This is a genomic window from Pacificoceanicola algae, assembly GCF_049341065.1.
Classification (GTDB): Bacteria; Pseudomonadota; Alphaproteobacteria; order Rhodobacterales; family Rhodobacteraceae; genus Pacificoceanicola.
This window is the reverse complement of the sequence record NZ_JBMPIX010000059.1, coordinates 1-1,981: the sequence shown is the minus strand read 5'-3', so window position 1 is coordinate 1,981 and position 1,981 is coordinate 1. Positions and strand designations below refer to the sequence as shown.

At 56.3% G+C, this 1,981-nt stretch carries 1 protein-coding gene and 1 pseudogene; one reads left to right on the top strand and one right to left on the bottom strand.

What is annotated here, in order from left to right:
* Nucleotides 1-65: 65 nt before the first annotated feature.
* Nucleotides 66-553 (bottom strand): annotated as a pseudogene (locus ACOYQJ_RS26145) (transposase); the annotation flags it as partial.
* Between the two features lie 169 nt (nt 554-722).
* On the opposite strand from ACOYQJ_RS26145, the gene ACOYQJ_RS26140 reads away from it, so the two are divergent.
* Nucleotides 723-1,319: a hypothetical protein gene (locus ACOYQJ_RS26140; RefSeq protein ID WP_422908806.1), complete on the top strand. Its 597-nt coding sequence runs from the start codon at nt 723-725 to the stop codon at nt 1,317-1,319.
* Nucleotides 1,320-1,981 lie beyond the last annotated feature (662 nt).

Sequence of the window (1,981 nt, the reverse complement as noted above, 5' to 3'; positions counted from 1 at the left end):
TCTGCTTGTTTGCATCGGCCTCACCTCTCGGGATATTTGCTGCGCAAATACCCTGCCGGTCAGTGGATCAGGCTCGCATCAATGGCCATGCACTGCCCGCTGACCAAGCCCTCTTCGATGCACCGCGCGACGCTCGTCTCGAACAGGTGCCGCAGCAGTTCGCTGTCCCGGAAACGGCCATGTGTCACCCGACAGTGCCTTGCGCAGCAAGGTCACGAAAGGGCGGTTCTTCGAGAACGTCGAGTGATCCGGGATCCGATCGCTGAGGTCCAGGCGACAAAACCACCGGTACGCCAGGTTCAGATGCACCTCCTCGCAGAGCCGCCGCTCGGACCGGATGCCGAAGCAATAGCCCACCAGCAGCATCCTGATGAGGAATTCGGGATCGACGGAAGGCCGCCCCGTATGGCTGTAGAAATCGGCGAGGTAGCTGCGGATACCGGACAGATCCACGAACCGATCAATAGCGCAGCAGGTGGTTCTGCGGAACATGATCCTCGAGCGAGAACTCATAGAAAAGCGCCGGCTGCGCCTCCTGCCGCGGTCCCATCATCGCCGATCCTCCCACCCTATGCAGGAATTGAATCAGCCGAGAGCCCTTCGATCAAGCGCGAGTTTTTCAACAAAATAAGCCCAAACAAGCAAGACTCAGGCATTTTTGGGCTGACGACTACGTAGAGCAATCGTATCAAGGCGTGAGTTCGATGAATGGAAAACGAATAATGAAACTCTTGATCCCCTTGCTCCTGGCACTCATTTCGGCATCAACAGCGTTCGCTCGGGAACCCATCGCCCAAACGGAGGTAAATGGAAAGCCAGCTATTATTTTCGATGACGGGTTCTGGAGATATGACGACGAAGTCGGAGAGGTTTGTACCCAAGCGGGAAAGCACGGTGCTGTTTGTGCGTTCCCGTCGCAATGGTCGCGTTTGCCAGATGCGCGTAAACGTCATTCCGGAGGGCCTGAATTCGTGCAAGGCGAGTTTCTTGCTGAATTTCAGGTGCTTCAGCCTTGGGAAGGTGCCGTGATTTCAGAGACAGACGTAATGGCGTTTATTGGAAATCAGACGTTTTACGACGGTTTGAAGGGCACAGTCGTGTTGTTTGTCGATGCGGAGATCGGCAATTTGGAAGGCAAGCTTATTGTCATTTCCGCTGGTCAAAATGGTGTCTTTGCTTTCACGTATGCAAACCAGAACGGCAGATTTTTGATCGCCCGGACCAAGGATCAAGACTCGACCATTTTTCATTCTGACCACCGTAATGCGCACCAGAGCTTTGTTGATGCCATAAGACCTGAGCCATTTGAAAAACCTTGATCAACCGCAAGGTGGCATAGGTCCGCTTTGTCCGCACAGGCGACCTTCGCCCCTCGAAAATGCTGCACGATGGATGAGCGGCTGGTCTGGTGAAGTTGCACCGCAGCGCTCGGCCATGGCGCAAAAGTCGGGTTTGGGCCGTTGACACCGGGGACTGCGACTCGCCAAGGACCCAGCACGGCGCGCTGCCGCAGGTCCGCCCCGAGCCCAAATTAATCAACGCGGTGCGTTGGATCGAGGTGGGGTCGAGCGGCGAACCGGCAGAACCCCACCTCTCAACCGCCTGTTCGGCGGCTCAGTGAGACCTCAGTCCATGACTGGGAACCGTCGGTCTGTTCTTCTCAGCCGCCTGCGCGGCGGCCGTGTCCGGCCGGAGCCGAGGAAGAGATGGGATCGTTCTGCGAACCGGCAAAACCTCACAGCCATGTTCAAAAATAGATACGTCGCGTCGGCAATGGAAATAGCGGACCCCGAACTTACCCAAAAAATCTTTGTTGGCAGAGGGCATCCGCAATCTACCAAATCTCGCGATAGTCAGTACTTGGTATGCGGCGGTTCGGGCCCATTGATTTGATGTGTTCCTGGCGCGTGACCCGCCTGCGAGAAGGCCTTCGTGAGCAGATGGAGGTCTTGTATGGCGGATGGCGGTGATGGGTTCGTGG

Coding starts and splice junctions, on each gene's coding strand:
- ACOYQJ_RS26140 (WP_422908806.1), top strand. CDS start 723: ATGAAACTCTTGATCCCCTTGCTCCTGGCACTCATTTCGGCATCAACA.